This window comes from Roseibium porphyridii, from assembly GCF_026191725.2.
GTDB classification, from domain to species: Bacteria; Pseudomonadota; Alphaproteobacteria; order Rhizobiales; family Stappiaceae; genus Roseibium; species Roseibium porphyridii.
In genome coordinates this window covers 2,903,332-2,929,216 of the sequence record NZ_CP120863.1, presented here as the reverse complement: position 1 = coordinate 2,929,216, position 25,885 = coordinate 2,903,332, and the positions used below count along the sequence as shown (strand labels likewise).

The 25,885-nt window shown below is 55.1% G+C and carries 27 protein-coding genes and 1 pseudogene; 5 read left to right on the top strand and 23 right to left on the bottom strand.

Translation table 11 applies throughout. The features are described from left to right. Positions 1-58 precede the first annotated feature (58 nt). Positions 59-1,483 carry a magnesium transporter gene (mgtE, locus tag K1718_RS13740; RefSeq protein ID WP_265682149.1) on the top strand — a complete coding sequence of 475 codons (1,425 nt, stop codon included), beginning with the start codon at positions 59-61 and terminating at the stop codon, positions 1,481-1,483. 4 nt (positions 1,484-1,487) lie between these two features. On the opposite strand, the gene K1718_RS13735 is transcribed toward mgtE, so the two are convergent. Further along, positions 1,488-2,261 carry an ATP12 family chaperone protein gene (locus K1718_RS13735; RefSeq protein ID WP_265682150.1) on the bottom strand — a complete coding sequence of 258 codons (774 nt, stop codon included), beginning with the start codon at positions 2,259-2,261 and terminating at the stop codon, positions 1,488-1,490. Further along, on the bottom strand, positions 2,261-2,941 hold the full coding sequence (locus K1718_RS13730; protein WP_265682152.1) for an HAD-IA family hydrolase: 681 nt from the start codon (positions 2,939-2,941) through the stop codon (positions 2,261-2,263). Before K1718_RS13730 ends, K1718_RS13735 begins: the two co-directional genes overlap by 1 nt. Positions 2,942-3,358: 417 nt before the next feature. Here K1718_RS13730 and K1718_RS13725 point away from each other — a divergent pair, with 417 nt between their 5' ends. The 3 genes from K1718_RS13725 to K1718_RS13715 all read left to right on the top strand — a co-directional run bounded on the left by K1718_RS13725 (position 3,359) and on the right by K1718_RS13715 (position 5,384). Then, the gene (locus tag K1718_RS13725; RefSeq protein WP_265682154.1) at positions 3,359-4,594 is read left to right on the top strand and encodes a DUF2778 domain-containing protein; all 1,236 of its coding nucleotides are present in this window, start codon (positions 3,359-3,361) and stop codon (positions 4,592-4,594) included. Positions 4,595-4,667: 73 nt separating this feature from the next. Beyond that, on the top strand, positions 4,668-4,838 hold the full coding sequence (locus tag K1718_RS13720) for a hypothetical protein (protein WP_173005992.1): 171 nt from the start codon (positions 4,668-4,670) through the stop codon (positions 4,836-4,838). Positions 4,839-4,892: 54 nt separating this feature from the next. Continuing rightward, positions 4,893-5,384, top strand: a complete 492-nt coding sequence (locus K1718_RS13715) for a P-loop nucleotide/nucleoside kinase family protein (protein WP_265682156.1) — start codon at positions 4,893-4,895, stop codon at positions 5,382-5,384. 24 nt (positions 5,385-5,408) lie between these two features. Here K1718_RS13715 and K1718_RS13710 read toward each other — a convergent pair whose 3' ends face one another. From K1718_RS13710 to K1718_RS13685, 6 genes are all read right to left on the bottom strand, one after another. Next, a complete protein-coding gene (locus tag K1718_RS13710) occupies positions 5,409-6,428 on the bottom strand; it encodes an RluA family pseudouridine synthase (protein ID WP_265682157.1) in 1,020 nt (339 codons plus the stop codon). Positions 6,429-6,546: 118 nt separating this feature from the next. Beyond that, entirely contained in the window at positions 6,547-6,930 is a 384-nt protein-coding gene (gene crcB, locus K1718_RS13705; protein WP_265682159.1) for a fluoride efflux transporter CrcB, read from the bottom strand. A 143-nt stretch (positions 6,931-7,073) separates the two neighbouring features. Beyond that, positions 7,074-7,862 carry a sterol desaturase family protein gene (locus K1718_RS13700; RefSeq protein ID WP_152501395.1) on the bottom strand — a complete coding sequence of 263 codons (789 nt, stop codon included), beginning with the start codon at positions 7,860-7,862 and terminating at the stop codon, positions 7,074-7,076. Positions 7,863-7,919: 57 nt separating this feature from the next. Continuing rightward, positions 7,920-8,699 carry a sterol desaturase family protein gene (locus tag K1718_RS13695; protein WP_265682161.1) on the bottom strand — a complete coding sequence of 260 codons (780 nt, stop codon included), beginning with the start codon at positions 8,697-8,699 and terminating at the stop codon, positions 7,920-7,922. Then, on the bottom strand, positions 8,696-9,478 hold the full coding sequence (locus tag K1718_RS13690) for a sterol desaturase family protein (protein WP_265682163.1): 783 nt from the start codon (positions 9,476-9,478) through the stop codon (positions 8,696-8,698). Before K1718_RS13690 ends, K1718_RS13695 begins: the two co-directional genes overlap by 4 nt. A gap of 99 nt (positions 9,479-9,577) precedes the next feature. Next, on the bottom strand, positions 9,578-11,968 hold the full coding sequence (locus K1718_RS13685) for a patatin-like protein (RefSeq protein WP_265682165.1): 2,391 nt from the start codon (positions 11,966-11,968) through the stop codon (positions 9,578-9,580). 480 nt (positions 11,969-12,448) lie between these two features. Here K1718_RS13685 and K1718_RS13680 point away from each other — a divergent pair. Continuing rightward, positions 12,449-13,300: pseudogene (locus K1718_RS13680) on the top strand (adenylate/guanylate cyclase domain-containing protein); the annotation flags it as partial. 26 nt (positions 13,301-13,326) lie between these two features. Here K1718_RS13680 and K1718_RS13675 read toward each other — a convergent pair. From K1718_RS13675 to rpsH, 15 genes are all read right to left on the bottom strand, one after another. Then, positions 13,327-14,631, bottom strand: coding sequence for a replication-associated recombination protein A (locus K1718_RS13675; RefSeq protein WP_152501390.1), 1,305 nt, complete (start codon positions 14,629-14,631; stop codon positions 13,327-13,329). An 8-nt stretch (positions 14,632-14,639) separates the two neighbouring features. After that, the gene (locus K1718_RS13670) at positions 14,640-16,100 is read right to left on the bottom strand and encodes a Do family serine endopeptidase (protein WP_265682167.1); all 1,461 of its coding nucleotides are present in this window, start codon (positions 16,098-16,100) and stop codon (positions 14,640-14,642) included. A 129-nt stretch (positions 16,101-16,229) separates the two neighbouring features. Next, positions 16,230-18,407, bottom strand: a complete 2,178-nt coding sequence (locus K1718_RS13665) for a methyl-accepting chemotaxis protein (RefSeq protein ID WP_265682169.1) — start codon at positions 18,405-18,407, stop codon at positions 16,230-16,232. A gap of 185 nt (positions 18,408-18,592) precedes the next feature. Continuing rightward, positions 18,593-19,018, bottom strand: coding sequence for a 50S ribosomal protein L17 (gene rplQ, locus K1718_RS13660; RefSeq protein WP_152501388.1), 426 nt, complete (start codon positions 19,016-19,018; stop codon positions 18,593-18,595). Positions 19,019-19,103: 85 nt separating this feature from the next. Continuing rightward, positions 19,104-20,126 (bottom strand): DNA-directed RNA polymerase subunit alpha, encoded by a 1,023-nt coding sequence (locus K1718_RS13655; protein WP_152501387.1) that lies wholly within the window; start codon positions 20,124-20,126, stop codon positions 19,104-19,106. An 89-nt stretch (positions 20,127-20,215) separates the two neighbouring features. After that, positions 20,216-20,605 carry a 30S ribosomal protein S11 gene (rpsK, locus tag K1718_RS13650; RefSeq protein ID WP_006936427.1) on the bottom strand — a complete coding sequence of 130 codons (390 nt, stop codon included), beginning with the start codon at positions 20,603-20,605 and terminating at the stop codon, positions 20,216-20,218. Between the two features lie 71 nt (positions 20,606-20,676). Next, entirely contained in the window at positions 20,677-21,045 is a 369-nt protein-coding gene (gene rpsM, locus K1718_RS13645) for a 30S ribosomal protein S13 (RefSeq protein ID WP_152501386.1), read from the bottom strand. 180 nt (positions 21,046-21,225) lie between these two features. Beyond that, complete coding sequence (locus K1718_RS13640) at positions 21,226-21,822, bottom strand: adenylate kinase (RefSeq protein ID WP_152501385.1); 597 nt, start codon at positions 21,820-21,822, stop codon at positions 21,226-21,228. Further along, positions 21,819-23,150 carry a preprotein translocase subunit SecY gene (gene secY, locus K1718_RS13635; RefSeq protein ID WP_152501384.1) on the bottom strand — a complete coding sequence of 444 codons (1,332 nt, stop codon included), beginning with the start codon at positions 23,148-23,150 and terminating at the stop codon, positions 21,819-21,821. Before secY ends, K1718_RS13640 begins: the two co-directional genes overlap by 4 nt. A gap of 49 nt (positions 23,151-23,199) precedes the next feature. Then, on the bottom strand, positions 23,200-23,667 hold the full coding sequence (rplO, locus tag K1718_RS13630) for a 50S ribosomal protein L15 (protein ID WP_152501383.1): 468 nt from the start codon (positions 23,665-23,667) through the stop codon (positions 23,200-23,202). 22 nt (positions 23,668-23,689) lie between these two features. After that, positions 23,690-23,887 (bottom strand): 50S ribosomal protein L30, encoded by a 198-nt coding sequence (gene rpmD / locus K1718_RS13625; protein WP_006936433.1) that lies wholly within the window; start codon positions 23,885-23,887, stop codon positions 23,690-23,692. 41 nt (positions 23,888-23,928) lie between these two features. Next, positions 23,929-24,495: a 30S ribosomal protein S5 gene (gene rpsE, locus K1718_RS13620; protein WP_152501382.1), complete on the bottom strand. Its 567-nt coding sequence runs from the start codon at positions 24,493-24,495 to the stop codon at positions 23,929-23,931. 41 nt (positions 24,496-24,536) lie between these two features. Continuing rightward, a complete protein-coding gene (gene rplR, locus K1718_RS13615) occupies positions 24,537-24,899 on the bottom strand; it encodes a 50S ribosomal protein L18 (RefSeq protein WP_152501381.1) in 363 nt (120 codons plus the stop codon). 12 nt (positions 24,900-24,911) lie between these two features. After that, positions 24,912-25,445, bottom strand: a complete 534-nt coding sequence (gene rplF / locus K1718_RS13610; RefSeq protein ID WP_152501380.1) for a 50S ribosomal protein L6 — start codon at positions 25,443-25,445, stop codon at positions 24,912-24,914. Between the two features lie 41 nt (positions 25,446-25,486). Then, the gene (rpsH, locus tag K1718_RS13605; protein ID WP_152501379.1) at positions 25,487-25,885 is read right to left on the bottom strand and encodes a 30S ribosomal protein S8; all 399 of its coding nucleotides are present in this window, start codon (positions 25,883-25,885) and stop codon (positions 25,487-25,489) included.

Below are 25,885 nucleotides of genomic sequence, written 5' to 3'. Positions count from 1 at the left end.
AGGCTGACGTCACAAATCCGCAGTAGATGCGAACCGGACAACTCCGGAGTTCACGTCCATGAGCAATGCCAGCGCCACATCGGATCTCAAACCTGTTTCCTGGACAAGGGAACCGGCTCAAGAGCCGCTTGAGGAAAACGACGGCGCTCTGAGAGCGGTGCGTGACATGATCAGAGCCGGCGAGCGAAATCAACTGGTGGATCTCCTGAAGAAATGGGACCCACTCGACGTAATGCAGCTGCTGGTTCGCCTCCGGTTGAAACACGCCCGAAAACTCTTTCAATGGCTGCCGGCCAATCCCTCAATCAAGGTCGTTGCAGAGCTGCGTCCTGAGTTTCGCTCCATATTGATGGAGGAAAGCACGCTTGAACAGTTTCGCGACATTCTTGCCGGGCTTGATCCGGAAGACGCGGTGGAAATTCTCAACGAATTTCCCGATGACGCTGCTGAACAGCTGATCGCACGATTGCCCGACATCGAAGATATCGGGACGCGCGGATCTTATGCCGACGACACGGCCGGGCGTGTGATGGCGAGGAAATTTGTTGCTCTGCCCGAGGAGTGCACCGCAGGCGATGCCGTCGCCCAGATGCAAGCAGAAGCAAGCAGAATACGAAAAGTGTTCACGGTTTATGTCACAGACGCCAAAGGCCGTCTGACCGGAACTGTGGAGGTTGGCAAGCTTTTACTGGCACCCAACGACACGCAGCTTAAGAAAATCATGAACAAGGACGTGATCGCCGTTTCGGCCGACACGGACCAGGAGGAAGTCCTCCGACTTGCGCGCAAACGCGACATGCGCACCGTTCCAGTGGTGTCCGGGGATGGGCAACTGATTGGCCGTATCACGCCGAAACAGCTGACCCGGATTGCAGCGGATGAAGCCAACGAGGACATGCTGCTCATGAGTGGTGTTTCTGGCGAAGCCCGCTCGGATGATACCGTTTTGAGGATCGTCAAGGGCCGCCTGCCCTGGCTTCTTGCCGGATTAGTTGGCGCGAGCGTTGCGGCAACCGTTGTCGGCTCGTATGAAGATCAACTCGCGGAAGCGGCCATTCTTGCAGCTTTTATCCCCGTGACCATGTCCATGGCCGGAAATGCCGGTCTTCAGGCATCGGCAGTTGCCGTTCAAGGCATCGCCACCGGAGCACTCTGGTCCGGCGACATCTTCTTTCGCCTCATGAAAGAACTTGTCGCAGCGCTTTTCAACGGCGCCATTGCCGGAACGTTGCTCGGCTGTCTTGTCCTGGGCGCATCAATGATTGTTCCACTTGAAGAACCGGTGCGGCTAGCGCTCGCCACATCGCTTTCGCTTTTGTGCGTAACCACACTTGCTGCAATGGTCGGCGCGACAGTTCCGATTGTGCTGGACAAGATCGGCATCGATCCCGCCATGGCAATCGGTGTCTTCATCACCTCATCGAATGATGTTCTGGGGGTGTTGATCTTCTTTCTTATGGCAACGACATTTTATCTGGGCTGAGAATTCAGCCTTCGGTAAGGACCAAAACGGCGGCGTCAAACTCTGCTCGTTTGTATGCCCGGATTTGCGCAGCTTCCGCGTCCTCTCCCCAGCGCTCAATGTTGAAGTCTTCTTCCACATGCGCTGCGGTCCAGGCGCTTTCTGCATCGAGTTGCCCCTCTTTCAGTGCAAGTGCCAGCAATGCGGATCCTGTTACACTGGTGATGGTGTGAAGGGCGGCAAGCTGTAAGGGTGTTACGGCGGCAATGTGATTGCGATATGCCGCAAGCAGATCATCAGCTTGTGGGGCGTGAATAATACCTTCAATCAGGACAAACCTGCCACCCAGAAGACCTCCTGCCCAATCCACGACCGGATCCCAGACAGCCCTCTGAGTTTCTACAAGGCTTTCGGGATCGTCTGCCCGATAACAGAGCGCATCATTGCCTGCAAAGCGGGTGATATCATCAGCAACTTCCCCAAACCGGACACTCACTGCGTCTTGCGCCGAATTGGCAATTCGCGTCAGCGGCATGTTCGCGGGATTGATTTCCTTTTCCTGGGCGTTCCATTCAGCGGCAACAGCCGCGCCAAGGGCATTTGACGGCAATACGAGTGTTTCTCGCCCCGGTGTTTTGACCGGGCGGCCATCGAGGTGAATTTCAAATCCGTTATCACCCGCTATGTGTTTTGCGTCTTGGTAAAACCGCTTGGGCAACTCGCGCTTGGAGAGTTCACGTGCACGCTGCTCAGGGTCTTTGATCGCCTCTTCCTGCAAGGTCTCAAGAAAGTCGCGCATCACATTGTTTCCTTGTGAATTTTCATAACGTTTGACACGGCGGATTCGAGGTCTTCGAAGCTCTGGATTATTTGATCTGCACCCTCTTTGACGAGGCGGGAATGATCGTGATAACCCCAGGTGACGCCAATGGCATGCGCGCCGGCAGACTTGGCCATGGTCATGTCAAATCCGGTATCTCCAAGCATGACGGTGTTTTCAGGCTCAACTCCTGTTTCAGAAATAGCTCGAAGCACCATGTCCGGATGCGGTTTTGACGGAGATGTGTCCGCAGTCTGGATCGTCACAAACCGTCCGTGAAGGTCATGACTGTCAAACATATGCCGAACGCCCCGCATCGCCTTGCCTGTGGCAATACCGAGCAAAATATCTTCACGCGCATGAAGCTGATCAATCGCCTTGCGGGCTCCGGGATATAGCGGATCAAGATCCAGCCCCTGGCGGCGCCTTGAAACTTTCGACTCTCTGTATGCGGCTGCCATGTCGGGAACCTTGTCCGCATGTGTCTTGCCGACCAGATCCAGAAACGCCTCTTCAAGCGATCGCCCGACAATTGACAAGGCCGTCTTTCGATCGGGCATGGGAAGGTCAACTGCAGCGAAGCCTACCTGTAGTCCATGAAAGATGGTGTTTTGACTGTCCACCAGGGTGCCGTCGACATCAAAAAGGATCAGATACATAAGGTCCCTGAACGAAGGGTTGCCGGTTCCGTAGCGAACCGGAAATCGAAGATAGATAGCCTCCCCCGCATGTGCAGCGTTTTGGCTTTTGGGTCAAGAGCAGCACCGGTGCTCAATCCAGCCTGGCAAAAATACTGATCGGCAAAAGCTGCCCTAGCACCCTTCCTTTTAACTTCTTGCTTTGGATATCGCATAATTTAGCCAGGCGCCTGAAAATTGCCTCTTTATCTTGGTTATCGCACACCCAGTCGCGCTTAACCTTCAGTTAACCACGTTTCTAAACGCCCTGGTTACCATGAACGGCAATAATCGTCAGCGCGGGTGGGCATGATTATTTGGGGCAGATTTGTCACCAAAGAACACGGATTTTGGGACGCAGTTTGATAGAGCTGCGCGAACGAGAGTGGTTTTGTCTGAATGCCTCGGAACAAACAACGCATCAGCGGCGGTGGGCGCCTGACACCTTTCGCAAATCAGCGGGTATCATTGACCGTACTTGGCGGAGCAACGCTGCTGTTTGCCGGTTTTGCTGCAGTTGTCGCAATTTTGAACTCGACCGCGGCACCCACTCAATTTTCCAGATTCCTTGACTTCGTTGGCGTCCCGACCTCCACGCAACATTCAAGTTATGGCGCTTTGACAAATGGCGCTCAGCGCCCAGCCTCAACGACTTCAGATCGGACAACTGTCGGAGTTGCTCTGACGGCGAAGGCCAGAACGAGCCCTGTATCGACAGCAATGGCCGCTTTCGATGTCGCTGCCGCACGTGAAGCGTCCGCAAAAAAAGCCGCCAAGAAAGCATTGGCTGCAAAGCTCGCGCACATGAAGCTGGCACGCAGTCTTCTGGTCGCTCAAAAGGCGTCTCAACTGGCAGAAGCTTTGCCTGAACCGACTGTTTTAGTCGCAGCGGACCAAAGCGTTGGCACTCTGGCAAGGGCTTCGGTAACTGCAAGCGCCGAGACACCCGTCAGCGTCGTCGCCTCGCTTGCCGCACCTTCTCATTTCAAGCCTGGAGCAATCCTGCCTCCTGCTCCAACAGTAAAGCCTGATCCGCCGCGACGCGCGAAGCCGGCTTCTCGCACGCCAGCAAACGAAAGCGTGAAACCGCGCAATGGTGCACCCGCCCTTGCATATGCGGCACCTGGCAATCCCGAGAATGAAGAAGCAGGCGTTTTCAGCGGGATAGGTAAACTATTCAACGGCTCAAGGGGTGGTTTGCCTGGTCGTGGAAGCGGCATCGCCGTTTACGATATCAGCGCCGCAACGGTTCATATGCCCGATGGCACCAAGCTCGAAGCTCATTCCGGAATTGGCCATCGCATGGACAATCCCAAATACGCCTATGTAAAGAACCTTGGGCCGACACCCCCGAATGTCTACAAGTTGCGCATGCGGGAACGACGTTTTCACGGTGTTGAGGCAATCCGCATGCTGCCGCTCGACAAGGCGGCCATGAAAGGCCGGGACGGTATGCTGACCCATACTCGCCTTCTGAGGAACAGCATCGGGTCTCATGGCTGTGTCGCCTTCAAGGATTACAACAAGTTTCTGCGAGCCTATAAGAGCGGTAAGGTCAAAACTCTGATCGTTGTTCCATCCATGAACAAGCTGCCGACCTATATGGCGAAACTTCAGAGGCAAAGCGGCGCTTGAGATCTCTTGCGAGTGTCTTTCCGATTGGCTATGCCCTAGGGGATAGCCACTCCCGTCTGGCCAGGAGCCTCCCGTGACAAAAATACTTGCGCTGTTTTTGATCCTGATTGCTGCAATCCAGGTGATAAAGCCGCTTGGCTGGCCCGGTCTCAAAAAGCGTTCCGATGCCTGGAAACTGGTTGCCGGTGTTGTGGCAGTCACGGTGGCATCCGTTATTTTGAGCGCATTGTTTCAGGGGCTCTGATCCGAAAACGGCAGTCAGGAAGTCAATACGCTTTGAGGAACGCTGGGACAGCCCATGCCTGTTGAAACAACGCTGCATATGCTCTGCGGAAAGATAGCTTCCGGAAAATCAACCTTTGCAAAGACCTTGTCGGCCAATCCGAGTACAGTTCTGATCAGCGAGGATCTCTGGTTGTCGGGTCTTTACGAAGGCGAGCTGGTCAACATTGCCGACTATGCACGGTGTTCCGGACGTTTGAAGCAGACAATCGCGCCCCATATCGTCGAGCTTCTCAAGTCAGGCCTTTCTGTCGTGCTCGATTTTCCGGCCAATACCCGGGAACAGAGACTGTGGATGAGACATCTGTTCGAAGCGGCAGGCTGTCATCACAAGTTGTACTATTTCGACGTTCCTGATCAAGTCTGCAAGACACGCCTGAAGGCGCGCAACGCATCGGGAACGCACGAGTTTTCGGTAAGTGAAGACGTCTTCGACAAGGTCACCAACTACTTCCAGCCTCCGCAGCCAGACGAGGACTTTGAGTTGGAAATTCACCCGGCAGGGTGAGACTCTTGGCCCACCTAGCTTCTGTCAGCGCTTGATAGTGCTTTCGTCCGGATCGTCTGCTTCCGGATCATAGTCCGTTGCATCAAAACCCAAAAGGTTCCAGGTTTGTTGCATATGGGCCGGCAATGGCGCAGATACGTCAATCGTACCGTGCCCGGAAGGATGCGGAATGACGATCCTGCGGGCCAACAGGTGAAGCCGGTTCTGGATACCGCCGGGCAGTTCCCAGTTCTCGATGTTGAAATACTTGTCGTCACCAATGATCGGATGACCGATGTGAGCAGCATGTGCCCGCAGCTGATGGGTTCGACCTGTCACAGGCTTCATGGTGACCCAGGACAGTTTCTGCGCCGATTGCTCAAACACGGAATAGAGCGACACCGCATGTTGGGCGTCGTCTTCTCCCTGCCGAACGACCTGCATGCGCTCCTCACCTTCGCTACGCGCCAGAAAGGTTGAGATGCGGCCCTGACGCGGCTTTGGTACACCGGCCAGCATGGTCCAATAGATCTTGCGGGTGTTCCGATGCCGGAAGGCCTTGGTAAGCTCCTGCGCCGCTTGCCGGGTGCGAGCCACAAGAATAATTCCGGACGTTTCCCGATCCAAACGGTGCACAAGCCGTGGCTTGTTGCCTTTGCGGTCCGTGAAGGCGTCCAGCATGCCATCCAGGTGCCGTTTCAGACCGGAGCCACCTTGAACGGCCAGGCCAGCCGGTTTGTTGAGGACCATGACCTGATTGTCCTCAAAAAGAAGCATGTCCTCGATGGCCTTGCGATCATCTGCGATCAGCTTCGTCGACTTCGGCTTTGCGTTCTTCTTGTCGTTGGCAGGCAATTCGACACCAAGTGGTGGAATGCGAACGGTTTGGCCTTTGGCTATTCGCGTACTGGCTTCCGCACGCTTGCCGTCGAGACGCACCTGACCGGTGCGCAGCAGCTTTTGCAGGCGGCCAAAGCCCAGTCCCGGATAATGGAATTTGAACCAACGGTCGAGGCGCATGCCCGCTTCATCTGCGGTCACTTGTTTTTGTTCAATTGCGGACATTTTGTTCTCAAGGTCAGCGGCGTGCTTTCAGAGCCCGCGCGGTCTCGTCCTTCAGCAAGCGGACGAAAATTCGTTCCGGTGCGTATAGGCGGAATCGGCACCAAAAGGAAGAAAAACCTTAGGATCCAAATTGGCGCATGAACATCAGACCGGCGAAGACTGCACCAATGGAAAGGACAACAGAGCCGAGGATGTAGACAAGTGCCAGGAGGGTGTCTCCCCGTTCCCAAAGGACTGAGGTATCAAGGGAAAAGGCAGAAAACGTTGTAAAGCCGCCAAGAACGCCTGTTGCGAAGAAATACCGAAGCGTTTGGATATTGGCGGTATCGTGCTTGACCAACCATCCAATGAGGAGCCCCATTGCCAGCGATCCGACAACATTTACGGTCAGGGTGCCGACAGGAAAACCCGGTCCGAAGAGACGCAGCGTCAGGAGCGACACGAGGTGGCGTCCTCCCGCCCCAAGTCCGCCGCCGAGCATAACCAGAAGAAGATGTTTCAATTCTTTTGCCCCAGCGAACGTGTCTTTCCTGCCTTGCCTTAACTGGCAGAGAACGGTTTTCTTGCGTTTAGCACATAAATGCCCGGACCTGAATGAGCCCGTACGCGTCAATGCCGCTGAACTCTGGGTCGTCAAACAATCGGCTATTCGCCCGGGGTCACCGGTTTTTGCTCGCCTTCCTGCCCAAGCCTTTCAAAAATCTTGACCTGATCATCATATTTGGGGTCGATGGTTCCGCAGACCCGGTCCCAGAAAGAAAAGAAATTGGCGAAATTGTATTTGAAGCGAGAATGATGCTGATCGTGGAAGGTGACGCAAACCATCGGCGATGGCATGCGGGACATGGGTGATGCCCAAAACTCGAAACCCGAGTGGCCGATCGTACCGTTGAAGTGATCCCAAAGCCTGTGAACGATCAGAACAGGTATCGGGATCGGCAGAAAGATGACAGCCCACAAATAGTAACTCTGCATGACGAAGGCATCGACCAGGTCATCGGAATAGGTGCTCCAGACTGTCGGGGCGACCGAACGGTGATGTTCGGCGTGGAAACGGTAGAGCCACTTGGTATGCATCAGCCTGTGGCCCCAATAGAACCAGGTGTCAAAGGCGATAATGGAGACGACGAACATCAAGATAGCGGACCACCAGGTCAGCTCCAGCGGAGCGACCAGCGTCCAGCCTTTCATTGACAGGAAAATTCCGCCGGCAAGGCACCCAGCAGTCACGGTCAGAGAAGAGACGCTGGCGCGAATTTCCTTCCACATGCGTTTCTCACCGCGCCGGTTCTGTTGAATCCGGCGCTCCGGGTGACGGTTCTGGATTTGAACCAGTACCCAGCCAGTGGCGAAATACAAAAACACATTGATGGCATAACAAGCCGCGTAGATCGGCAGAAATTCAAGCAAAACTGTCAACGCTTGATCGAGCATATCGTCTATTACATCCAGTTTGTCGGTTGGCTGACACAGCTGATCTAGTGTGCGGGCTTACCCGGTTGCCTTGACTTTGGTTTCTTCAGTATCCGGGATCTCTCCGGTTTCTTCCATCGAGCGCACAAGTTCATCGTATTTCGGATGAACTGTTCCACACACGCGATCCCAGAATGAGAAGAAGTTACCGTAGTTATAGTGAAACTGCGAATGATGCAGATCATGGAAGGTCGTACAAATCAGTGGTGACGGGTAGCGCGATGACTTGGACGCAAAATACTCGAACCCGGAATGTCCGACCATGCCCGAAATCTGGTCGAAAAGGCGCAGCGCAAAAACACTCAGTGCCGGAACCGGCAGCACGAACCACACAATGAAATAGAAGAAATGCTCAATGAGCGTGTCCACGAATGTGGAGCTATCATTGCTCCAGGCTGTTGGGGCTATCGAGCGATGGTGTGGGACGTGGAATTTATAGAGCGCAGGAACATGCAACAGCCTGTGCCCCCAGTAAAACCAGGCATCGAACAGCACGAAACAGACGGCAAACATCAGCGGGAACGACCACCAGGAAAGCGCCAGGGGCTCAAACAGGGTCCAACCCTGTGTCTGGGCAAAGTATCCGGCAGACATCAAGACAGAGGACGTTGCAAGCGCCTTCATCGAGGAGCGAATTTCTTCTGCCTGGCGTTTCAATCCGTCGCGGTGTTTTTGAATTCGTCTATCGGGGTAACGGGCGTTGATCGCCATTAAGGCGAAACCAGTCGCAAAGTAGACAGCCACCATAACCGCGTAGATGACTGCAAAAACGGTGATGTACTCAAGCAGGAGCGTCATTGGGATTGATCCTGCTTGCCGGCATAAAGCGCCTCGAACCCCTCAACACGCTCATCGTAGGTCGGATGAATAGTTCCACACATCCGATCCCAGAACGAGAAGTAGTTAGCGTAATTGTAGACAAAATACTGATGATGCTGATCGTGATAGAGCGTGCATAGCAGCGGCCAGGGTTTGCGGGCGCTCGGGCTTGCGAAATGCTCATATCCGCAATGGCCAATAGCGGCAGACACCTGATCGAACAACCGATGGCCCAGGAAGACAAGCGGTGGCATCGGCACGACGAGAAGCACCAGTGCATAGTAGGAATGGGCAAAAAGCGTGTCGACGCTGGAACCTGCGTCATTTGACCAGACCGTAGGCGTCACGGTCATGTGGTGCGGCTTGTGGAACCGATAGAAGAGCTTTGTATGAAGGATCCGATGGCCCCAGTAGAACCAGGTGTCGTGCAGCATCAGAGAAAGTACAAAGAACAACGGTACAGACCACCAGGACAGGGCCACCGGAGCAAAAAGCGTCCATCCGCGCATCTGGAAATAAAGACCGATGGAAAGACAGCAACTGGTTATCAGAAGCTGGACTGTCGACGACTTGATATCGCGGATCGCATCATGGGTCGGCTGACGTTTTTGAATCTTGCGGTCGGGATGCCTGCTGTTGAGCGCCGTCATGGTAAGACCGGTCGCGAACAGCACAACAAGGCTCGCCAGATACAATCCGGCAAACATCGCCACCAGCGCGCCAATCCCAGTTCCAAACGTGTCTGTTACGAAGCTCATAAAAAATATCCATCCGTGAGGCCTTCGCTATAGCAGTGCGTAGCGAAAGTTGAAACGCCGCGTCAAGAAAACACGGTCAGATTTTATGGACAGATACGCCTAGACTTCCTCTTCAACATGCGCAAAGTCGGGATAAATGGATCTGACCAAAGCGTCGATACGGTCAATTTCATCAGGTATTTCAGTGAGTTTTCCGCGCTCTTCTTCCAAAACGGCCAAAAAGATACGCGCGCGAGCCTGATTGACCTGCGGCTGCGGCAAAGTGCCCTCATGAGCAGCGGACAAGACAATGCTCACCAGCCTGTCGGCGGCGTTCAAGCGCCCCCACAGATAATCATGTTCCCGCCAGCCTCTATTGAAGAAGGCACCAAAGGTATTGAGTTGCTTGCCTTTCAGGTCAAACCCTTGCGTGAAAAGGCTTGTCGCGTCCCGTGGGCTGATCCGGTCGACCAATATCTCAGTGACTTCGGAAAAATCGTTTCTTTGCAGGACTGGAAATGTAATGAGGTCATAAAACGCAAAGCCAATATAGGCTCGCATCAGGGTCGCATGCCGTTCCTTGTCGAGCAGCTCAAGTGCCGTTTCAGCAAACAATTCGTCCTGTAACCGGTCGAGATCAGCAAGTCCCATCATGCCGATCAGGCTGTCCAGGAGAGTTGCGACATGATCGCCCGCAGTGGATGCACCAACTGAAACATCCTGAACGAATTCCCGCGTTATTGACTGGCTTCTGCCACCAAAAAATCGACGGGTCCAGCGCCAGCCCAAATGGTCGATTTGCTCGTACAGCAAACCTTTCAGGCGATCGAGCGCGGCTGTATCTGGCGGCGGCAACCCGCTGTCGGGCTCATAGTGGTAAAACCCGTTGAGCTTGCGAATGACGAAACGCAACCGCCTCACCCGATAATCAACGTCAAGACCACGCAGCAGTCCAACAATCTCCGGGTCGGTGCGGCCAAGTACATCCTTGCTGTTTTTCGTGAGATCCGTGAAGTGGTTTGCAAACAGGCCCAGCATGGCCTCTTCCTGCGCCCGTGCGCCCTCGTCTTCATTCAACAGCGCTGCAAGACCGGCAATCCGCTCGGCAAGAGCATGAAGTTTCAGCGACTGATAGTTCAGGAAAGCAAAGCCTGCCTGCTGGAAGGCAGCTACTGTCGCATCCTGGCGGCACTTGGCCAGCAACGCAGCGCTCACCTTGCGCCGCTTTGGCAGCAGTCCCGAAACCGCCTGCTCCACCATGGGTCCCGCTGCATCGATCAGCTGTGATAGCCACCGGCTTCGCCTGTTGTTCTGTTCCAGTTCACGCAGGTCATCGCCAATCGGCTCATTTCGAGGAATATGCGCAAGCGATGCCAGAATAACCCGAAAAAATCCCGGCAACTCGACAGGACCGCTGCCCGCTTCTTGCGGTTCCACCGGTGCTGGATCGACATAAATCAAACGCCGAGCAACTTCGCGCGCGGCCGGCCGTCTCTGAATAACGTCAATCACGGGAGCAAACGGCTTGTTCATGACAACACTGCCGTCGACGAAGCAGTGATTGCCGAAAGTTTCGGATCTAAGATCGAGGCCCTGGGCCAGAAACGAATCTCGATTGTTCCAGGCCAGCTCCTTCCTTGAAAGCACCCTTTCCATCTCCGCAACTGTCGCCGGAGGAAAGGCTCCCGGGAAAGAAGAGGTTGCGCGTGCAGCAAAGACAATGTCCGGGATGTTATCTGTGTCGAATTGACTGTCGACAAAACCTGGTGCCCGGTGAACTGCATGAAAGTTTAAGATTCGGCGATGATCCCACTCTTCCACAAAAGCGGGGTCATCCAGATGGATCCGGCGCTTCATGCCGTTGTAATCTGTAATGGTGACGAATAGGTCGAGTGTTTGCCCGCGTGGTATCAGCGACCGGCCAGTGCTTTCCCCGTTTTCCATTTTTCGGCATGCATCCAGCATCCAGCCGATAAAGCGTTCGCCCGAAAACGGCGGCGAAAACCAGCGCGACTGCATGAATTGGCGCAGTTTCTCGCGTGTCTCTGCACTCTCGATCTGTTTGTTCAGTCTAGAAGAGATGAGACGGTCCAAAACCGGTGAAACCGAAAGCTTCAGATAGCGTGAAAGACCGGACTGGGGCCTTGCCAGCCGCGTAACGTCAGCATTTTGAAGCCACATCTCACTATGGCTGTCGAGCGGCAGGTCGTGGGCGATGGCGCGCGCCAGCATGATACCGTTGACACCACCAGCCGAAGCGCCTGCGATTGCATCAACAACAACTCTGATGTCGGCAACAGAAGAAATTAGATCGAGAAGGTCACGAAATGCGGTTTGAACCGGAGACAGTTCTGAAGGTTGGTTCTCGGCAGTCTTGCCAGCATTGCGATCCAACCGGAAGTTCGAAGCGCGTACCAGGTTCAAAACTTCACGGCTCACGCCGTGCATATAGATGGCCAGGGACACGCCCCCATAGAGCACAAGCGCCAATCTGAGTTCGATTTCCTTCATGGGCTGCCGCCGGCTTCCGGTTTGGGACTCAACGAACCATTCGCGAGTCTAACACAGTAAAAGGTTTCAAATGTTTATGTGGCGATCGCACCGCCATACCGAAGAGCTGCGCCATTACAATGTGATCATGCCTTCTCACGTCTGGGCGTTCCGTGCGTGATCAAGATTTGACATCGCTCCTTATACTGGAAAGCTGCACTGCACTTTTTCGCGCGAGCTGAAGGCCTCTTGCGCTAAGATAAAGCATCCGTCGAAGGTGATTCTTGGGCGGCAGGCTAAACGGCATCAACAGAGACTTCCGTCCACTCGATCAAAATGGCACTCAGCTTGGAAAAAGAAACGCAGCCCTCGTCCAGCATCAAGAACGAAATAGAGGACGCTCCCCTTCGCTCATTCGAAGAGGAAAACAAGGATCTGCGTGCTGAACTGGAAGACCTTCGCGTTCTTTATGAAGCGACGATCGAACATAGCGAGGCTATTGAAGATCAGCTTTCCGAGCAGTCCGAAAAACTTGAGGATCTCTCCAGGCAGCTGGCAAAATATTTGTCTCCACAGGTCTATCAGTCCATCTTCGAGGGCCGACAGGAAGTCAAGATTGCCTCCACTCGCAAGAAACTGACTGTCTTTTTCTCGGACATCGCAGACTTTACCGAGACCGCCGACCGATTGGAGAGCGAAGAGCTCACAAGCGTCCTCAATCAATACCTGACCGAGATGTCCAGGATTGCGTTGAAGCATGGCGCGACGATCGACAAATATGTCGGCGATGCCATCGTTATCTTCTTCGGTGATCCGGAAACACGTGGTGTGACGGAAGACGCGCTCGCCTGCGTGAAAATGGCAATTGAGATGCGTGAACGCATGTCGGAGCTGCAGGACGTCTGGCGGCAGGCAGGAATATCCAATCCGCTCAAATGCCGGATGGGCATCCATACCGACTATTGTACCGTCGGCAACTTCGGCAGTGATGATCGACTGGACTATACGATCATAGGCAGAGGCGTGAACATCGCATCGAGACTGGAAGCCCTGTCTGACCCTGGCTCGATCCTGATATCCTTTGAAACCTACTCGCAGGTGAAACAGCATGTCGCCTGCACCGGAAACGGCGACGTCACGGTCAAAGGCATCGCCTACCCCGTGAACACTTTCCAGGTAGTGGGATTGAAAGACAAATCGTCTGATACGCTCGGCGCAGATCTATCGAAAGTGTCTGAAAAGCTGAATGAGCTCGCATTTGATCTGCCGGAAGAGTTGGAAGCCGGCGAGCGGGAACAACTGATCAAATCTCTGCAAAGCGCATTGGATCGGCTTAAGTCGCCTGGCGACTGAACCGGCCCGCCGCAAAGTTCGGCAATTCAGCTACGTTCTTTTCTCAGCTTGTCCCAATACTCCAACCGCTTTTTGAGCTCACGTTCAAATCCACGCTGCGGCGGGTCGTAGTAGGTCTCACGACCCAGGTTTTCTGGAAAATAGTCCTGGCCGGAAAACCCGTCAGGGGCGTCGTGGTCATAGCTGTACCCTGCTCCGTAGCCTTCTTCCTTCATCAGCTTTGTGGGTGCATTGAGGATGTGTTTGGGCGGAAGCAGCGAACCGCTGGACTTGGCTGAACGCATTGCAGCTTTGTACGCGACATAAGCGCCGTTCGACTTAGGTGCCGTCGCCAGGTAAATGACCGCCTGTGCGAGGGCCAGCTCGCCTTCGGGAGACCCCAGCATCTGATAGGCGTCGCGAGCCGCATTCGCCTGTACCAGCGCATTGGGGTCTGCAAGACCGATGTCCTCTACAGCCATGCGGATCAAACGTCGGGCGAGATACATGGGATCTTCGCCACCATCGAGCATGCGGCAGAACCAGTAAAGCGAGGCGTCCGGATCGGAACCGCGTACCGACTTGTGGAGCGCCGAGATGAGGTTGTAGTGACCATCCGCGCTCTTGTCATAGATCGGAGCGCGCCGTTGCACGATCTGCTGCAAGCGCTCTGCGTCGAAAACTTCATCTATGTCGGCAGCCCGCCAGACATCTTCAGCAAGGGTCAGTGCGGAACGGCCATCACCATCCGCCATGCGGATAAGCACTTGCCGTGCTTCGGCATCAAGCGGCAGAGCCCGTTCTTCAGTCTCCTCCGCCCTGAGCAGAAGTTTTTCAATTGCATCGCCTGACAGGGACTGAAACGTCATGACATGCGAGCGCGACAGAAGCGCTGCATTCAATTCAAATGACGGGTTCTCGGTGGTGGCTCCGACCAGTGTGATCGTGCCGTCTTCCATGACAGGCAGAAAACTGTCCTGTTGGGCACGATTGAAACGATGGATCTCGTCCACGAACAAAAGCGTGGCGCGTCCGCCCATGCGCCGCGCCCTCGCGGCCTCGAAGACTTTCTTCAGTTCAGAAACGCCGGAGAAAATGGCTGAGATCTGCTCAAACGCCAGATCTGTCTCATTGGCCAAAAGGCGCGCGATTGTGGTTTTGCCAGTCCCTGGCGGCCCCCAGAAAATCAGTGATCCAAGCGTGCGCGTCTTGAGCATCCTGGACAATGTGCCCTCAGGGCCCAGCAAGTGATCCTGGCCAACAACATCAGCCAGCTTTGCCGGACGCATTCTGTCGGCCAAAGGCCGAGGGCCGGACTGTGCCAGACCCGAAGCTTCGAACAGATCGCTCAAAGGGACGTCTACCTCAAGATAAGCTGGGACACCTTGCCATCGCGTTCGATCTCAAGCCGCCAGACACGCGGAGGTGTCTTGGTCACCGTTTCAAGCATCCTGGTGCTTTCGACAACCTGCTCATTAATACCACGCACGACATCGCCGGGACGCAAGCCCACCTGATTTGCCGTGCTGCCGCGCCGCACCGCTGTGATCACAACGCCTTCAAATACCCCTTCCAGACCGATTTCTGTCGATACGGCCGGAGAAAGGTTCATGACTGTTGCCCCTTCGAACGGTGAAAACTCAACAAGCTCTCGCGTATCCCGCGGCACTGTCTCCGGGGCCGGCACCAGGGAAATGGGCAAGGCAATTTCCTTGCCGTCACGGATGATCTTGAACTCGGTGTCATCGCCGATCATCTTGGTCGCAAACCGATAGCCGAAGGAGTTCGGATCGGTTACTTCCTTGCCGCCGATAGCAACAACGAGATCACTCACTTTCAGCCCGGCATCCTGTGCAGGTGACCCGTCGAAAACGGCGGTCACCAAAACCCCGCGCGGACGATCGAGTGACAGTGCTTCTGCAATCTCTGAATTGACCAGCTGTACGGTCGCGCCGAGCCAGGGCCTTTGAACCTTGCCTCCCTGGTCAGCCGCCCGCGCTACAAACCGCGCCATATGGGCGGGGATGGCAAAACCAATGCCGTTGGAACCACCAGAACGAGAGAAAATCGCCGTGTTGATCCCGACGAGTTTCCCCTCCATGTCCACGAGAGCTCCGCCGGAATTGCCCGGATTGATCGCGGCGTCCGTCTGAATGAAAAACTGGAAATCAGTGACACCAACCTGAGTCCGGGCCGTCGCGGACACAATGCCCTGGGTCACAGTCTGACCGACACCGAACGGATTGCCGATGGCAAGCACAATGTCTCCGACCTCGAGACTGTCGGACTCTGCAAAAGTCGTATGATCAAACGGCCCCTCACCCTTGATCTTCAATACGGCAAGATCGGTTCGCTCATCCAGCAAAACGATTTCTGCATCAAATTCACGCCTGTCACTCAGCGCGACACGGACTTCATCCGCATCCTTGATGACGTGATGATTGGTGATGACGGTGCCGTCTTGGCTGATGATCACGCCGGAGCCAAGGGAGGATTCCACCCGCTCGCGCGGACGGTCAAAGCCACCGCCTCCTGGCTGGCCGAAAAATCGCCTGAAGAAAGGATCATCAAAAAACGGCGATACTCGTTGCCGCTGCACGACCTTGCGACTGGCATAGACGTTGACGACGGCCGGAGCGACGTTTTTCACAATCGGCGCGAAGGACAGCTTTATTTGTGTTTCGCTTTGAGGAACCAGCCTGAGGTCGGTGGGTGTTGGCTGTGCTGTCTGGGCAAATGCGTTTGCCGACCAAAGGCCCAAAACCCCCGTCAGAACTAAGCACAGCAGTTTTGTCGTTTTACCGGTTTGTGCCAGGCGCATGCCATGCCCTCGTTTCGAATCTCAAAAGGTTGAATGCCGATACATGGCAGATAGGGTGGAATGGAGGCAAATACAAAAGCAAAAAGCCGCCGGAAATCCGGCGGCTTTCGATCAAAATACAGTGTTTGATCAGGCAGAGCGGACCTGATCGAGGAAGCTGCGGACTTCGGTGTCCAGCTGCTCAGCCTCCGATGCCATATCTCCAGCTTCATCCGTGAAGTTCTGAGCGGCCATGTTGGTGTCGTTGGAAAGTGAGGCAACGTTCCGAATGTCCTCAACCACCTTGGATGTTCCACCAGCTGCACGTTGCGTATTCTCCGCAATGCCCTGCGTCGCATAGCTTTGCTCGGTCACCGCAGCGGCAACTTCACTGACCGATTGCGTGATATCATCAATCGTTTTTTGAATGTCACCGATTGCTCCAACCGCATCATCCGTCGCTCCGCGGATCGCATCGATCTGCTGCTGGATTTCACCAGTCGCCTTGCCTGTCTGTGCGGCAAGGTCCTTGACTTCGGATGCAACCACCGCAAAGCCCTTGCCCGCCTCACCGGCACGTGCCGCTTCGATGGTCGCATTCAGAGCCAGCAGGTTGGTTTGGTCTGCAATGTCGGAGATAAGCGTGACCACTTCACCGATCCGGTTGGCTGCTTCAGCAAGCGACTTGACGGTCTCGTTGGTTGTTTCCGCCCGCTTTGTCGCTTCAGCTGCCACGCCGGACGAACGTTCAATCAGCGTAGAGATCTCCTGGATCGAACTGGAAAGCTGATCGGAAGCAGCTGCAATCGATTCCACTTCGGCAAGCGTACCTTCAGACATCTCCGCAGCATTGGTGGAGGTTTCACCGGCACTATCTGTCATGCTGCGCATGTTGTTAGCGCTTTCACGCAGCTTCGATGCAGACCGCGCGACCTTGTCGACCACCGTGCCGACAGTCGCTTCGAAATCACCAGCAAGGCTTGCCAGCATTTCCTGCCGTTGTGCTGCTTGGCGTTGCGCTTCGTCGGCCTCTTCTGCAGCCCTGCGCTCATTTTCATCTGCCGCGTTCTGGCGGATTTGCAGAACGGCACGGCCGATATCGCCAATTTCGTCCTTGCGTTTCGCTGCCTTGATTTCAGCGCCAAGATCACCTGAGGCAATTGCATTGAGAGCGCCGACCAGTGTGGTCAACGGTCCAGTGATCGAGCGAGAGAAGAACAGTGCGATGACAGCGGCAACCGCAATGGTCCCCAAGGACCAGATAAACATCTGATCGCGCATGTTGGTAACTGCCGAAAGCGTCTCTTCAACGCTCTTTTCAGCAACAATCGCCCAGTTCTGTCCTTGGAAGGAGAGCGGGCGTGCGACCATGAGGTCTGCAACACCATCAGCACCGATAACGATATCCGCTGCTTCCGCACCGTTTGCCGCTTCGCGTGCCGGAGCAGCATCTACAGTTGCGGTCAAAGCGGTCTGTGAACCGGCAAGTGGCATGTCACTGAGAACCAGACCATCTTGATCGATGACGTAAACTTGGCCTGTTTCACCAAGATCCTCACGTCCCGCAACGACCTTGTTCAAAAACTTGGTGTTCAAACGGACAACAGCCACACCATTCAGGCTAACGGAACCAAAGGAATTCATATAGACCGGAGAAGCAAGGAACAGCGTTCCCTCACCACCACCAGGGCCGTAAGCTTCAAACCCTGTCGCAGCGACCTTGCCTTCTTCCAGCTCTTTTGCAGCATTGAAGACAGCTTCAAGACCGGTTCCGTCGGCAGCACTTCCTTCACCAAGCTTTGAGAGGAATTCATCCCCTTTGGTGACAGAGTAAAGAATTAGGCCCGCAGGATCTATCAGGTAGACATCTGCATATCCGCCGTTTTTCCAGACATTATAAAAGGCCGGATGCGCTTCCGAGTGGCGCCAGGCGTACATGGTCTTTTGTTCGGCACCTGTCAGCTGAGCACGTTCTTCAGGTGACTGTGGAGCGTGGAAAAGGCTTAGAATTTCTGCCTTTTCCTTGTCCAGGTTCATGGTCGCATTGCCCAGATTGCTGATCGGGTCAGCCACGCTGGAGGCAAGATTGACAATTTCCGCCTCGACGGTATCCAGCTTTGCGTCAAGCAGTGCCGACCTGGCTGTGATGACCATACCAAGCTCAGCTTCGGCTGCTTTCTGCAAACCGTCTTTGCCTGTCATGTAACCAATCACACCGACTGCTGCACAGGCAGCGACCGTGATCACGATCATCAAAGCAGGAATAACAAAGGAAAGACGAAGAGAAGGCCCGGCCTTCTTCGATCCCGATTTCTTGTTGCCGATCACAATAATTCTCCCCAGCCCCGAATCCATCTCCAGGAGGCTGGGAAAAGATAGGCTCGAGTTTCTTAAATCATTGATAATCGGCAATCATACTATTTGCAGGCAGCAGAAAAGTATTTGAAGAAGTTTATTTCAAACAAAAAGGCGAGCCAATGCCCGCCTTTCAGTATTCGCTATGAAAACCGAACTTACGCTGCGTTTTCAGCCGCTTCTTCTGCTTCAACACGAGCGCGATCGTCTGCGCCGCGCGCTTCCGGATCCCGGTCGACGAGCTCGATGACTGCCATCGGAGCATTGTCACCATAGCGGAAACCGGCTTTCAGAACGCGGGAATACCCCCCGTTGCGTTCCTTGTAACGCTCGCCAAGCGTGTCAAACAGCTTGGCAACCATGGCTGTATCGCGGATCTGCGAGATAGCCTGGCGGCGTGCATGAAGATCACCGCGTTTGCCCAAAGTGATGAGCTTGTCGATGATCGGCTTCATTTCTTTGGCCTTGGGCAGGGTCGTGACGATCTGCTCGTGCTTGATCAGCGACGCTGCCATGTTTGCGAACATAGCCTTGCGGTGGCTAGAAGTCCGATTGAGCTTGCGGCCGGCTTTACCGTGGCGCATGGCCCTCTCCTTTTTCTATCGGGAAGTCTGCTCTGTTTCCTTCAAGAGCACTTGCCCGGTGGTTCCCTAAAGGACGCATGCGTCCTTAATACTGATGGTCTTCGTAGCGCTTGGCGAGATCATCGATGTTCTCAGGCGGCCAGTTGGCGACTTCCATGCCGAGATGGAGGCCCATCTGAGCGAGAACTTCTTTGATTTCGTTGAGCGACTTGCGGCCGAAATTCGGCGTCCGCAGCATTTCCGCTTCGGTCTTCTGAATGAGATCGCCAATATACACGATATTGTCGTTCTTCAGGCAGTTTGCAGACCGGACAGACAGTTCCAGCTCGTCGACTTTCTTCAAAAGCGCCGGGTTGAAAGCCAGTTCCGGAACAGTGTCCTCGGCGACTTCGCGTTGCGGCTCTTCGAAATTGACGAAGATGGAAAGCTGATCCTGCAGAATGCGCGCTGCGAAAGCCACGGCATCATCCGGCTTGACGGAACCATCGGTTTCAATGGTCAGGGTCAGCTTGTCATAGTCAAGAACCTGGCCTTCACGGGTGTTTTCCACCTTGTAGGAGACCTTCTTGACCGGTGAGTAAAGACTGTCGACCGGAATCAACCCGATCGGAGCATCTTCCGGCCGGTTGCGATCAGAAGAATGGTAGCCTTTACCGGTGTTGACGGTGAATTCCATGCGGATTTCAGCGCCTTCGTCGAGTGTGCAGAGAACCAGTTCCGGGTTGAGCACTTCCACGTCGCCGACTGTCTGGATATCACCGGCCGTCACAACACCTGGTCCCTGCTTGCGCACAACCATGCGCTTGGGTCCTTCGCCTTCCATGCGAATGGCGATTTCCTTGATGTTGAGCACGATGTCGGTGACATCTTCCCGGACACCCGGGATCGACGAGAACTCATGCAGAACGCCATCGATCTGAACCGCGGTTACCGCCGCCCCTTGCAGGGAGGACAGAAGAATGCGGCGCAGGGCGTTGCCCAGTGTCAAGCCGTAGCCACGCTCGAGCGGCTCGGCAACAACCGTTGCCAAGAAGCGCGGGTCATCACCCGGCTTGATCTCGAGTTTGGTCGGCTTGATCAGTTCCTGCCAATTTTTTTGAATGGTCACGTTTGCGTCCCTTCGGCTATCCCGCCCGGCTCTGCGGCCAGGCTATTCTTTGCCATTTGGAGAAACAGGTACCTAAGACTGAATAAGCCTTAGACGCGGCGGCGCTTGCGCGGACGACAGCCGTTGTGCGGTATCGGCGTCACGTCGCGGATGGACGTGATCAGGAAACCGGCGGCCTGCAGTGCCCGAAGCGCAGATTCACGGCCGGAACCCGGACCGCGCACTTCAACTTCGAGAGTGCGCATGCCGTGTTCGGCAGCTTTCTTCGCAGCATCTTCAGCAGCAACCTGAGCCGCATACGGCGTGGACTTACGAGAGCCCTTGAAGCCAAGCGCACCAGCGGAAGACCAGGAAATTGCATTGCCCTGAGCGTCCGTGATCGTGATCATCGTGTTGTTGAATGTCGAATTCACATGCGCAACGCCAGACGAAATGTTCTTGCGTTCGCGGCGACGCACGCGCGTCGTGTCTTTAGCCATTTTGTTATCCTTGTTTTGATCTCGTCACTGCCGTAATGCCGGCAGCTCCACCACCAATCGCGGAATGATGATTATTTCTTCTTACCTGCGATCGGTTTCGCCGGACCCTTGCGAGTACGTGCGTTAGTATGCGTCCGCTGACCACGAACCGGCAGGCCGCGGCGGTGACGCAGGCCGCGGTAGCAGCCAAGATCCATCAAACGCTTGATGTTCATTGCCGTATCACGGCGAAGATCACCCTCAACCATATAGTCACGGTCGATGGTTTCGCGGATCTGCAGAACTTCTGCGTCGGAAAGCTCATTCACACGGCGGGAAGCGTCGATGTTGTTCTTTTCAACGATTTCCTGGGCAAATTTCTTGCCAATGCCGTGAATGTACTGAAGCGCGATGACAACGCGCTTGTTCGTCGGGATGTTAACGCCAGCAATACGTGCCACGTTGGTCTCCATGTTATGCGGCAGAACCGGAGTTTCTGCCCGCAGTGGGTAGTGCCCGCGTCCGGTGGAGTCCGGCCCTTGCGGGTGTGAAAATGCCGGGATGGTCCCGGCACAGAGAATGCCGGTCCCACATCCATGGAACCGGCTTAACTGTAAGGTAGAGCGCGTCGTTTACCGGCTCTAAACCCTTTCGTCAAGACCTTGAAGTACGGAATCTATAGACCCTGCAACTTCTTCAATGGATTGCATTCCATCGATGACATGAAGCAGGCCGGTCTTCTCGTAATAAGGGACAACAACTGCGGTATCGCGGTTATATGCTTCGAGCCTTTGCTTGAAGACGATCGGGTCGTCATCCTTGCGAACCGGCTCACCGGCTGCTTTGGCATCTTCAGCCCGCTTCACGATACGATCAACGAGTTTGGTCTGGTCGACACGCAGCTCAACGACGGCATCTACTTTGTAGCTACCGGCCTCGAGCATTTCGTCCAGTGCCTCAGCCTGGGCAACGGTGCGCGGGAAGCCGTCAAGAATGAAACCATTCTTTGCATCGTCTTCTGCGATCCGGTCGCGGATAATTCCGACGACGATCTCATCAGAGACGAGCCCGCCGGAATCCATCACTTCCTTGGCTTTGAGGCCGACCGGGGTCTGGGCGGCAACGGCGGCCCGTAGCATGTCTCCCGTGGAGAGCTGCGGAATGCCGTATTTTTCAACAAGCCGAATGGCCTGCGTTCCCTTCCCCGCTCCTGGCGGTCCTACCAGAATTAGCCTCATCGACGTTTCCCCCTGAGTTTCGCTTTTTTCACGAGCCCCTCGTACTGGTGTGCAAGCAAGTGGCCCTGGATCTGCGATACGGTATCCATTGTCACGCTAACCACAATTAGCAAAGAGGTGCCCCCGAAGTAAAACGGAACGCCAGTGGCCGATATTAGGAATTCGGGTAATAGACAAACGACGGTGATGTAAAGCGCACCGACAACCGTAATGCGCGTCAGCACATGGTCGATATATTGCGCAGTGCGTTCACCAGGACGAATGCCAGGGATGAAACCGCCGTGTTTCTTCAGATTGTCGGCCGTATCACTCGGGTTGAACACGATCGCCGTATAGAAGAAACAGAAGAAAATGATCATGGCGGCATAGAACACCATGAACAGCGGCTGCCCGTGTCCAAGTGCCGCTGTGATGTATGTCAGCCACTCGTTGCCGCTACCTTGCCCAAAACCGGAAAGCGTCGCCGGCACGAGCAGAAGTGACGACGCGAAGATCGGCGGAATGACACCAGCGGTGTTCAGCTTCAATGGCAGGAACGAGGTGTTGCCCTCGAACATGCGGTTGCCCATCTGCCGCTTCGGATACTGGATCAGAAGGCGGCGCTGAGCACGCTCCATGAACACGATGAACGCGATAACCACAACAGCGAGGATGATGACTGCCAGAATGATACCGGTTGCCAGGGAGCCCTGACGACCAAGTTCAAGCGTCTGAACCACTGCTGAAGGCAGACCGGCGACAATGCCGGCAAAGATGATCAGCGAAATACCGTTGCCGATGCCGCGCGACGTGATCTGTTCGCCAAGCCACATCAGGAACATGGTGCCGCCGACAAGCGTGATTACGGTGGATGCACGGAAGAACCAGCCCGGATCGGTAACAACATTGGTTGCGCCTTCAAGCCCGACAGCAATGCCGTAGGCCTGGAACGCCGCCAGAATGACGGTTCCGTACCTGGTGTACTGGTTGATGACCTTGCGGCCCTGTTCGCCTTCCTTTTTCAGCTGCTCAAGGGTCGGAACGACCGTCGTCATCAGCTGCATGATAATGGAGGCGGAAATATACGGCATGATGCCGAGGGCGAAGATCGCCATCCGCTCGACCGCACCACCGGCGAACATGTTGAACATGCCGATAATGCCTTGCTGCGCCTGATCAAAGGCCTGCGCAAAGGCTTCCGGATTGATGCCGGGCATCGGAATGTAAGTGCCCAGTCGATAAACCAAAAGCGCCCCTAGCGTGAACCAGATGCGCTTTTTGAGTTCTTCAGCCTTGGCGAAAGCTGAGAAATTTAGATTTGACGCCAGTTGCTCGGCGGCCGATGCCATGCCCTACTCCGGTCAGATGCTTGCCCAAAAATGGGAAAAGCCCAGGCTGTTAAGCCTGAGCTCCCTGAACGGCAATCTTGCCGCCCGCTTTTTCGATTGCAGCCACAGCACCCTTGGAGGCACCAGCCACTTCAAATGTCACTGCAGCAGTGAGTTCACCGTTTGCAACGATGCGCACGCCATCACGGATCCGTTTGACGACGCCGGCAGCCTTCAGGGCTTCAACCGTCACGGTTTCGGATGCATTCAATTTGCCGGCATCAATCGCCTTCTGAACACGGCCGACGGACACAGTATTGAAGTCCTTGGCAAAAATGTTCGTGAAGCCGCGTTTCGGCAAACGGCGGTGAAGCGGCATCTGACCGCCTTCAAAGCCTTTGATAGCGACGCCGGAACGGGACTTCTGACCTTTGACACCACGGCCACCGGTCTTGCCCTTGCCAGAACCGATACCGCGTCCAACGCGGGTGCGCTCTGGTGTTGCGCCTTCGTTATCACGAAGTTCGTTGAGCTTCATGTTCTCTCTCCTCACCCCGTTCTTACGCGTTGTCTTCGACGACGCGAACGAGATGCTGGACCTTATTGATCATGCCGCGCACTTCCGGAGTATCCTTCAGCGTGGAACGGCGGTGCATCTTGTTCAGGCCAAGACCGACAAGCGTCGCGCGCTGGTCCTTAGGACGGCGCAGCGGGCTGCCGATCTGTTCGACCGTAACAGTCTTTTCGGTGTTCGCCATGGAACCTACCCTCTTTCAGCTGGGGACCCGAGCCGCTAAGGTCAAGCCTCAGCGGCAGCCGGAGCCGCCTCATCGTTGTTGTCACGACGCCGCGACTGCAGCACAGAGACCTTCAGGCCTCGGCGAGCTGCGACGGAGCGCGGGCTGTCTTCTTTGGTCAGTGCAGCGAATGTTGCACGAACCATGTTGTAAGGGTTGGATGTTCCCAGCGACTTTGCCACAACGTCCTGAACGCCAAGCGTTTCAAAGACGGCACGCATTGGACCACCTGCAATGATACCCGTACCAGCCGGAGCTGCACGCAGCAGAACCTTGCCCGCACCGTGACGGCCTTCCACATCGTGATGAAGGGTCCGGCCTTCGCGAAGCGGCACACGGATCATTGTGCGCTTTGCAGCTTCAGTTGCTTTCCGGATGGCTTCCGGCACTTCACGTGCCTTGCCATGACCGAAGCCGACACGGCCCTTCTGATCACCAACCACTACCAGAGCGGCGAAGCCGAAACGGCGGCCACCCTTGACCACTTTGGCAACGCGGTTGATGTGAACGAGCTTGTCGACGAATTCGCTGTCTCGCTCGTCGCGATCGCGATTTTCATGTCTCGCCATTTTATACGTCTTCCGTTCTTAAGAGCGCCAACGGGCGCTGGTCAGAATTCAAGTCCACCTTCGCGGGCTGCATCAGCAAGCGCTTTGACGCGCCCATGATACATGTACCCACCTCGGTCGAACACGACCTGCTTGATGCCAGCGGCAACTGCGCGCTCGGCTACAAGCTTGCCGACAGCAGCAGCTGCTGCAACATCGGCGCCCGTTTTCAGGCTGCCCTTGAGATCTGTTTCGATCGTTGAAGCAGAGGCAATCGTGTGCCCCTTCGCATCGTCAATGATCTGGGCGTAGATCTGCTTCGACGAGCGGAAGATGGAAAGGCGCGGACGTCCGCCGGCGGCTTTCCTGATCGAACGACGCACGCGATCGCGGCGGCGCTCGAAAGCTTGTTTGCTGTTCGCCATGATCCAGGTCCGTTACTTCTTCTTGCCTTCTTTGCGGACGATAAATTCGTCTGCATAACGTACGCCTTTGCCTTTATACGGCTCCGGCGGGCGGAATTCACGGATTTCGGCTGCCACCTGGCCGACACGTTGCTTGTCGGTTCCGGTGATGCTGATTTCCGTCGGTTTCGGGCACTTAATATCGATGCCTTCCGGGATCGGATAGACGACGTCATGCGAGAAACCGAGCGCCAGCTGAAGGTTTTGACCCTGGACCTGTGCACGGTAACCGACACCAGTAATCGCGAGGTCCTTTTTGAAACCATCGGTTACACCGGTAATCAGGTTCGACACCATGGTACGGCTCATACCCCACATGGAGCGAGCCGGCTTGGTGTTGTTACGCGGATCGATTTTGATCCCGTCATCCGTCATTTCGGCCAGAACAAGATCATTGAGCAAGAAAGACTTTTCGCCTTTCGGGCCTTTGATCGTAACCGTCTGACCGTCGATCGATGCCGTTACCCCGCTTGGCACGGGGACTGGCTTTTTGCCAATACGAGACATATGACCAACCTTGTCGTTGTTTTAACAGTGAGAATGCCGCCTCAGAAGACGCGGCAAAGAACCTCACCACCTACATTTTCTTCCCGCGCCTGATGGTCGCTCATGACACCGCGTGGCGTCGAAATGATCGACACACCCAGGCCATTAGAGACATGCGGGATGTTTTTCACCGAGGAGTAAACGCGGCGGCCCGGCTTGGACACACGTTCAATCGTGCGAATAACCGGTTCACCGTCGAAATACTTCAATTCGATTTCCAACTCGGACTTACCGCCCTCATAGTCAACCGAAGTGTAGCCACGGATGTAACCCTCTTTTGCGAGCACATCAAGTACGTGTGCACGCAATTTGGATTTTGGTGAACTGACCTTGCTCTTGCGGCGCAATTGCGCGTTGCGGATGCGGGTCAGCATATCCCCCAACGGATCAGAAATTGCCAT

Excerpts from the sequence above, each read along its gene's own strand:
- rplR (WP_152501381.1), bottom strand. The coding sequence starts at position 24,899 with ATGGCGAACAGCAAACAAGCTTTCGAGCGCCGCCGCGATCGCGTGCGT.
- rplF (WP_152501380.1), bottom strand. The coding sequence starts at position 25,445 with ATGTCTCGTATTGGCAAAAAGCCAGTCCCCGTGCCAAGCGGGGTAACG.
- K1718_RS13730 (WP_265682152.1), bottom strand. The coding sequence starts at position 2,941 with ATGTATCTGATCCTTTTTGATGTCGACGGCACCCTGGTGGACAGTCAA.
- rpsH (WP_152501379.1), bottom strand. The coding sequence starts at position 25,885 with ATGGCAATTTCTGATCCGTTGGGGGATATGCTGACCCGCATCCGCAAC.
- K1718_RS13670 (WP_265682167.1), bottom strand. The coding sequence starts at position 16,100 with ATGCGCCTGGCACAAACCGGTAAAACGACAAAACTGCTGTGCTTAGTT.
- mgtE (WP_265682149.1), top strand. The coding sequence starts at position 59 with ATGAGCAATGCCAGCGCCACATCGGATCTCAAACCTGTTTCCTGGACA.
- K1718_RS13690 (WP_265682163.1), bottom strand. The coding sequence starts at position 9,478 with ATGAGCTTCGTAACAGACACGTTTGGAACTGGGATTGGCGCGCTGGTG.
- K1718_RS13685 (WP_265682165.1), bottom strand. The coding sequence starts at position 11,968 with ATGAAGGAAATCGAACTCAGATTGGCGCTTGTGCTCTATGGGGGCGTG.
- rpsK (WP_006936427.1), bottom strand. The coding sequence starts at position 20,605 with ATGGCTAAAGACACGACGCGCGTGCGTCGCCGCGAACGCAAGAACATT.
- K1718_RS13640 (WP_152501385.1), bottom strand. The coding sequence starts at position 21,822 with ATGAGGCTAATTCTGGTAGGACCGCCAGGAGCGGGGAAGGGAACGCAG.
- K1718_RS13725 (WP_265682154.1), top strand. The coding sequence starts at position 3,359 with ATGCCTCGGAACAAACAACGCATCAGCGGCGGTGGGCGCCTGACACCT.
- K1718_RS13695 (WP_265682161.1), bottom strand. The coding sequence starts at position 8,699 with ATGACGCTCCTGCTTGAGTACATCACCGTTTTTGCAGTCATCTACGCG.
- rpmD (WP_006936433.1), bottom strand. The coding sequence starts at position 23,887 with ATGGCGAACACCGAAAAGACTGTTACGGTCGAACAGATCGGCAGCCCG.
- secY (WP_152501384.1), bottom strand. The coding sequence starts at position 23,150 with ATGGCATCGGCCGCCGAGCAACTGGCGTCAAATCTAAATTTCTCAGCT.
- K1718_RS13700 (WP_152501395.1), bottom strand. The coding sequence starts at position 7,862 with ATGCTCGATCAAGCGTTGACAGTTTTGCTTGAATTTCTGCCGATCTAC.
- K1718_RS13710 (WP_265682157.1), bottom strand. The coding sequence starts at position 6,428 with ATGTCCGCAATTGAACAAAAACAAGTGACCGCAGATGAAGCGGGCATG.
- K1718_RS13735 (WP_265682150.1), bottom strand. The coding sequence starts at position 2,261 with ATGCGCGACTTTCTTGAGACCTTGCAGGAAGAGGCGATCAAAGACCCT.
- K1718_RS13715 (WP_265682156.1), top strand. The coding sequence starts at position 4,893 with ATGCCTGTTGAAACAACGCTGCATATGCTCTGCGGAAAGATAGCTTCC.
- rplO (WP_152501383.1), bottom strand. The coding sequence starts at position 23,667 with ATGAAGCTCAACGAACTTCGTGATAACGAAGGCGCAACACCAGAGCGC.
- rpsE (WP_152501382.1), bottom strand. The coding sequence starts at position 24,495 with ATGGCGAGACATGAAAATCGCGATCGCGACGAGCGAGACAGCGAATTC.
- rplQ (WP_152501388.1), bottom strand. The coding sequence starts at position 19,018 with ATGCGCCACGGTAAAGCCGGCCGCAAGCTCAATCGGACTTCTAGCCAC.